At 62.3% G+C, this 5,974-nt stretch carries 7 protein-coding genes; 3 read left to right on the forward strand and 4 right to left on the reverse strand.

The annotated features are described in order from the left end of the window. Positions 1 to 342, reverse strand: a 342-nt coding sequence (locus EN749_RS39650) for a diacylglycerol kinase family protein (protein ID WP_348629386.1), incomplete at its 3' end; no start/stop codon positions are given. Positions 343 to 892: 550 nt separating this feature from the next. Here EN749_RS39650 and EN749_RS28735 point away from each other — a divergent pair. The 3 genes from EN749_RS28735 (at position 893) to EN749_RS28745 (ending at position 3,135) form a co-directional block, all read left to right on the forward strand. Next, positions 893 to 1,327, forward strand: coding sequence for a hypothetical protein (locus EN749_RS28735; RefSeq protein ID WP_127268292.1), 435 nt, complete (start codon positions 893 to 895; stop codon positions 1,325 to 1,327). Positions 1,328 to 1,333: 6 nt separating this feature from the next. Further along, positions 1,334 to 2,464 (forward strand): hypothetical protein, encoded by a 1,131-nt coding sequence (locus EN749_RS28740; protein WP_127809553.1) that lies wholly within the window; start codon positions 1,334 to 1,336, stop codon positions 2,462 to 2,464. Between the two features lie 149 nt (positions 2,465 to 2,613). Further along, positions 2,614 to 3,135, forward strand: a complete 522-nt coding sequence (locus EN749_RS28745; RefSeq protein ID WP_013530041.1) for a hypothetical protein — start codon at positions 2,614 to 2,616, stop codon at positions 3,133 to 3,135. A 27-nt stretch (positions 3,136 to 3,162) separates the two neighbouring features. Here the strand turns inward: EN749_RS28745 and EN749_RS28750 are convergent, their stop codons facing one another. The 3 genes from EN749_RS28750 to EN749_RS28760 form a co-directional block, all read right to left on the reverse strand. After that, positions 3,163 to 3,693 carry a dihydrofolate reductase family protein gene (locus EN749_RS28750; protein ID WP_127809552.1) on the reverse strand — a complete coding sequence of 177 codons (531 nt, stop codon included), beginning with the start codon at positions 3,691 to 3,693 and terminating at the stop codon, positions 3,163 to 3,165. A gap of 95 nt (positions 3,694 to 3,788) precedes the next feature. Continuing rightward, positions 3,789 to 4,421: a hypothetical protein gene (locus EN749_RS28755; RefSeq protein WP_127809551.1), complete on the reverse strand. Its 633-nt coding sequence runs from the start codon at positions 4,419 to 4,421 to the stop codon at positions 3,789 to 3,791. A 15-nt stretch (positions 4,422 to 4,436) separates the two neighbouring features. After that, complete coding sequence (locus EN749_RS28760; RefSeq protein ID WP_128364420.1) at positions 4,437 to 5,966, reverse strand: FAD-binding oxidoreductase; 1,530 nt, start codon at positions 5,964 to 5,966, stop codon at positions 4,437 to 4,439. Positions 5,967 to 5,974: the final 8 nt, after the last annotated feature.

The following is a 5,974-nucleotide window of genomic DNA, read 5'->3' on the forward strand; positions in this document are numbered from 1 at the left end:
GTCGAAGCCAATCATCGCGAGATCGATTGCCAGCCTTTCGGCGTCGCCTTCCGCTTGCGTCTCGCGCAGTTCGAATTCGCCGAAATGCTTTTTCAGCGACACGGCGACATCAGGCCAATGCCGTTTCAGCCGGCCCCCACCGGCAATCGGGTTGAGAACCACTCCAACTTTCAAGCAACCCTCCCGCAAGGATTCGAGGCGCTCGGCGCCTCGAATCCTTTGCCGGCATTGAAGACCGCACCGGGCGGCAGGGCAAGGCCGAATGTCCGCCGATGACGCCCATCGTGGCGGACAGGAAAATTTCGTTATCCCAGCTTGATCCCCGATAATCCCGTTATCCACAGGCCTCCGGCCATTCCCCAGGACCCTTACCCGGCGTACGTTAAACCCATCTCAGGCGGCTACCGATTATCAAGCCGAAAGGCGAAGTGAAAGGCGGATTTCCTGAGGCCCGTACGGCCCGAAGCGAGAGCAGGCTTGCCTGTTTCGAGGGACGGAGCCGAGACCTACGGGGCCGCGGAAAGCGTGCCAACGCCTACGGCGGACCGATGCTGCCATGAAGGACGGCAAAAACCTTCGATGGTGCGCAGGGCAAAGCCCGCAAGGGTGGAGACCGGCGTGGTCCCGAATGGACGCTGCTCTCGGGTGGCGGACTGGCAGGACCGTCAAAATCAAGGCCGGCAAGGCGCGACGACTTTACGGAAGTTGCTGCCGCGACCGTGTCCTGATCTGACAGGGAGGCGCTGGGAGAAATCCCGGCGCCGACTGCCTTTTTGCCCCTCGATATCCTTCGCCGGCGATCTCGCGGGCGCCGCTTCACCGCGCGCCAAAATCAGTTAGTATCCCAGCGTCAGAGTCTGTTTTCAGGCGGACTCTTCGAGGGGGACACTTCATGACGCTCATCCAGAAGCTTGCCGTCGCCTATGCCTTCCTGTTCTTCGGCGTCGTCGCCATCGGCTACATACCGGCGTTCAACGACGCCGACGGCAATCTGTTCGGCCTGTTCTCGCTGCAATGGTATGACGACCTGCTGCACGCCTTCTCCGGCGTCTGGGCTCTGGCCGCCGCCTTCATCTCGCACCGCCAGGCGGTGTTCTATTTCAAGCTGTTCGGTTCGGTCTACCTGTTCGACGGCGTGCTCGGGCTGATCACCGGTTCCGGCTGCCTCGATGCCGGTATCTTCATCAACGGCTTCCGCTCCCTCAACGATATCGAATTCCCGGCCCGCTTCTTCGCCAACCTGCCGCACCTCGTCATTGGTGGCTTCGCCGTCTATGTCGGCTTCCGGCTGGCCAGGCGCATACACGAACACTTCGCCACGGCCTGACTGGCCATGTTCCTGTTCCGCTGGCTGAAGCGCATCATCAAGACGATCCTCTGGCTGATCGTCCTTGTCATGCTCATCCCGATCGCCGGGCTGAGCTACGGCTTCCTGACGACGCCGTCGCTCGACAAGACGCCGCTGCCCGGAATTGCCGATGGCGCGCCGCCCAAGGCGCTGGCCGACAAGGTTCGCGCCGAGATCCCAGGCTACCAGCGGCCGGAGGAATCGACCTTCCTCACCTATCCGGAATGGGCGATCGTCTACGCCGCGCGCGAATATGCCGGCTTCGTCGACAAGGACCAGCCGAGCGGCTTCCCCTACTGGTCCTATGTCGGCCGCTTCTGGCAGGACTACGCCATGGTCATCCGCGCCAGTTCTCCCTACAAGTTCAACTACGCCAACCACCAGATGCTGGTCATCATCGGCACCAGCCACTCGATCGAGCATATATTGCAGTGGGCCTATGAGAACACGGTCGGCCGCATCACCGAGGCGACGACGGCAAAGCGCACCGCCGCCGACATCTATCAGGCCAAGGTGGCGGCGGACTATGCAGGGTTTCTCGACCAGGTGCCCTGGTATCAGTTCCCCTATGCCGACAAGCGCGCCGGCCTGTTTGCCGTGCAGCCGGCGCCGGGCGACAGCTCGATCCGGACCAGCGAACGCAAGCTGGCGTTCGGCCTCGCCGACACCATCAAGCAGGGCTATGCCGACCTGATCAAAAAGGCCCTCGCCGCCACGATGGACCCCGCCTTGCTCGACATCCATGTCTGGGCCAAGGGACCCGTCGGCGAAGCCACCCGCAACGAGCCCGACACCTTGCTCGAACGCGACATGGGCGCTGACGGCACCATCTTCGTCACCAGGCGCTATCAGGTCTTCACCGAAATGATCCCGCGCCTGATCGACAAGGGCGTCTCCTTCGTCGAGATCGGCGGCAATGACGAGATCATGGTCACCGTGCTCTCCACCGATACGATCGCCATCCCCGAAGGCATGCGCATCCTGTTCAGCTATCCGCTGCCGGCCGACCCGGCGATGCGCCGCACCGGTATGATCGTCGCCGTGCGCAAGCTGCATCTCGTGCTGCCGGCGCTGATCAAGGCCGGCGCCAGGCTTGAACACGTCTACGACTACTGAGGCCTTTCGGCCACGCCCGGCCAGGATCATGCATTTCCTGCGCTCCGCCACGCCCATTCCACAATCGCGGCCAAATCCCGCCTTGTTCGCGCGCGAAGGAATGGGAAGAAATGAATGGGCTGCCGGGGGCATCTCGAAGGGACAAGACCGTGATCAAGACCGCCCTTGTCGCCATGACCATTGTCGGCTGCGACTGCGACGCCAAGCTTTGCGAATATATCGGCGAGACGCCGGCCAAATGGTCGACCGTCGCCGAGTGCGAAGCGGCGATGAAGAGCCAGATGCTGCACGAGCGCAATTTCAATTATCCGCTCGTCTCCGGCATCTGCCGCACGAAGGGTTCGTCGTCCTCCTCGCAACTGGCCGCGACCGCATCGCGCCCGGAACTGAAGCCCGCCAGCCGGGTTGTCAGGACCGAAAGCCCATTGCCGCCTGAATTGAGCCACCGGCCAAGCGTCTCGGTCGGTTCGCCGACGACGGCCATGGAAGCCGATGCCGCCCGGCCCGTCGCCTATGAACAGGTGGTCGATGGCGGAACCGGTGTGCTCTATCGCACCAAGAACGGCTACGCCGTGGTCAAGACCGATCTCGGCCGCGCCGCCTCGGCAACCGCCGACGCCGCGAAACGCTCCGTGAACTGGCTGGCCGGATTGATGCCGAAAGGGCTTTAGGCCCGCCGGCGTTTGACGACCGCGTGATCAGGCAGGCACATAGGTCAACCTGATCACGTCGTCGCCTATCAGATCGCTGGCCACGAAGCGAAGCGGTGGCCGGGGGCCGGCGAAGAATGGCTTGCCCTGACCAAGCACGAACGGGTGGAAATAGAGTTGGTACGCATCGATAAGACCAAGGTCGGTCAGGCTTCGTGCCAGGTCCGGTCCGGAAACTGAAATCTCCCCGACGAGCTCAGCCTTAAGCCCACCTATCACCGCCTCGACGTCGTCCGCGACAAGTGTGGCGTTGGGGCCGACCGACTTCAGCGAGCGCGACACAACCCATTTCGGTTGGTTCCGCCACGCCGCCGCGAATTCGTGCGCCTCCGCGCTCCACTCAGGATGGTCTTCGTCCCAATAGCGCATGACCTCGTACATGCCGCGACCGTAAACACTGCCGCTCAAATTGCGCACTTGCTCCATCCAGTGACGAAAGATTGTCGGGCCTGACGGCATCTTCTGGTGGTCGACGTAACCGTCGAGGGACTGGTTCATTCTGAAAATGAGCTTCGCCATGCTGCAGGATCTCCACATCCGGATCGTTAGAATAACTTGAGCCGCCGTTACGCAAAAGTGTGGATCCCAACCGAAATTCAAACCGGGACACGACCCTAGTCCCGCTGCAACTTGACTTTCAGGCTCTGCCAGAACTTGTCGACCAGCGGCTTTTCGGTCGCTGCATCCTCACCGGCAATGCGGGTGATGAACAGCAGCCCCCGATCGGCAAGACCGACGCCGACGATCTCGAAATCGGCGGTGTCGGTGCGTGTCTTCACCTCGGCGTGGATGCCGGTCAATTCCTTGCCGTCGGCGAGTTTGCGCGTGGTCGGCTCCTGCGTCAGCGTGGCGCCGGCCTGCACCGATTCCTTGGTCATCTCCTGCAGCATCAGCTGGTTGAGCGACACCGGATTCATCGCGCCATATTCCTGCACCACGACGATCGTGCCGAGAGCCGACGCCATCAGATACTGCGTGATATCATCGCCGATATCGGTCTTGGTCACCGAAATGTTGCTGGGGTGAACGAAGGAGAAGACGCTGCCGGAAAAGGTGGCGAAGTCGTTGCGCTCGAGCGTCACCTTGCTCCGCTTGCCGCCAGGCAGGGTCACGTCTGCGCTCTCGCCGGGATCGATATCGACCGTCACACCATCGATGGTCAGCTTGAAGGCCTTGAGATCCTCGGCTCCGGCAGGGCCAGCGCACAGCGCGATGAGGATGAGTGCCGCGGCTGATACCTTGCGCATGAAGTCTCCTAAAGTCTACGCCACCCCGCTCAGCGCCTTGATGGCACGGTAGAAGGTCGAGGAAAACAGTTCCGTCGGGTCATACTGCCGCTTCGCCGCCAGGAAGGCCGGCAGTTCGGGATAGGAGGCCAGCAATTCCCTGGCCGTGTAATGCAGCTGGTAAGGCAGGAAGAAGCGCCCGCCATGCTTGATCGTCACGTCGATCAGCGCCCGCGTCAGCGCCCGCATCCTGGCATTGCCGTCGGCATCGGTCGGCTGGTTGATGTAGAGCACCAGCGAATAGGCCGGCTCCGGCGCGTAGGTCAGCGCCACATCCTCCTTGTGGACGATGCGCACCGAAGCATTGAGCACCGGCAGCGTCTGGTTGCGCAGGATCTCGCGCGCTTCCGCGATGAATTCGACATAGGCGGCACGTGGAATAAAATATTCGTGCAGGATGTCGGTTTCTTCCATCCGATCGTTGAAGAGATAGGGGACCGAATCGTGCATCGGGTTGTTGCGGGTGACGAGACAAGCCTCGCCCTCGGCCATGGCTGAGGTGCGCGCCACCGTGCAGCTTTCGAATTTCGGCTCCAGCGTCTTTTCGGTGAACCACTTCAACTCCTGGAACAGGCTGCCCCATTTCGCCAGGTTGATGATCACCCGCTTCAACCCGACCGAACCCGGCTCGCCGATCTCAGGCTGATCCGCCGGCGGCTGCTCCGCCACCTTGTCGTAACGATAGACGATCATGTCCTCGAGGAAATTGCCGGGCGCCGTCGACAGATGGCCGTAGAACAGGCCGATCTCCTTGTTCGGCTCCAGCACCTCGGCGAAGAATTTCGGAAAATCGTCCGATCTGATGATTTCGCGCGAGGTCCGGTAGACGGCGTTGTCGACGACATCGAGCGTCGCCTCCAGCACCACGCCGAACAGGCCGTAGCCGCCCACGACGTGCCGGAACAGATCGGTGTTCTCGGTCGGCGAGCAGGTGGTCACCGAGCCGTCAGCCAGCATCACTCGCATCGAGCGGATCGAGCCCGCCACCGAGCCTGCCTGGTGGTCCATTCCGTGCGCATTGACCGACAGTGAGCCGCCGACCGAGAAGATGTCGGTCGACTGCATCGCCTTCACCGCTAAGCGCGGATGCAGAAGGTTCTGGATGTCGTGCCAGCGCGCGCCCGGCTGCAAGGTCATGGTTTTGGCCGCCGCATCGACGGTGACTTTGTTGAACCTTCTGAGGTCGAGCACCAGCGCGTTGTCGTCGAAGGCATGCCCGCCCATCGAATGGCGGATGGCGGCCAGTGAGACTTTCAGGCCATTGGCACGCGCGAAGGCCAGCGCATTGGCGATGTGCTCGTCCTCGCTGATCTCGACGACGCCGTAAACCGGCGTCATCGACAGGCCGCTGGCATCGTTGATGTCGCCGCCTTTTGCCGACCAGGGCAGCGACGCGTCGAAGGCCGGCGCATTGTCCAGCGGCTTCAGAGGCAGCGCGAAGCCGTCTATATCGGCTATCCGTCCTGCGTTCTTCGGCCCCGAAGGCGCGCGCGCCAGCCGCGCCACCGTGTTGC

Source organism: Mesorhizobium sp. M7A.F.Ca.ET.027.02.1.1 (genome assembly GCF_004022985.1).
In the GTDB taxonomy this organism is placed as follows: Bacteria; Pseudomonadota; Alphaproteobacteria; order Rhizobiales; family Rhizobiaceae; genus Mesorhizobium.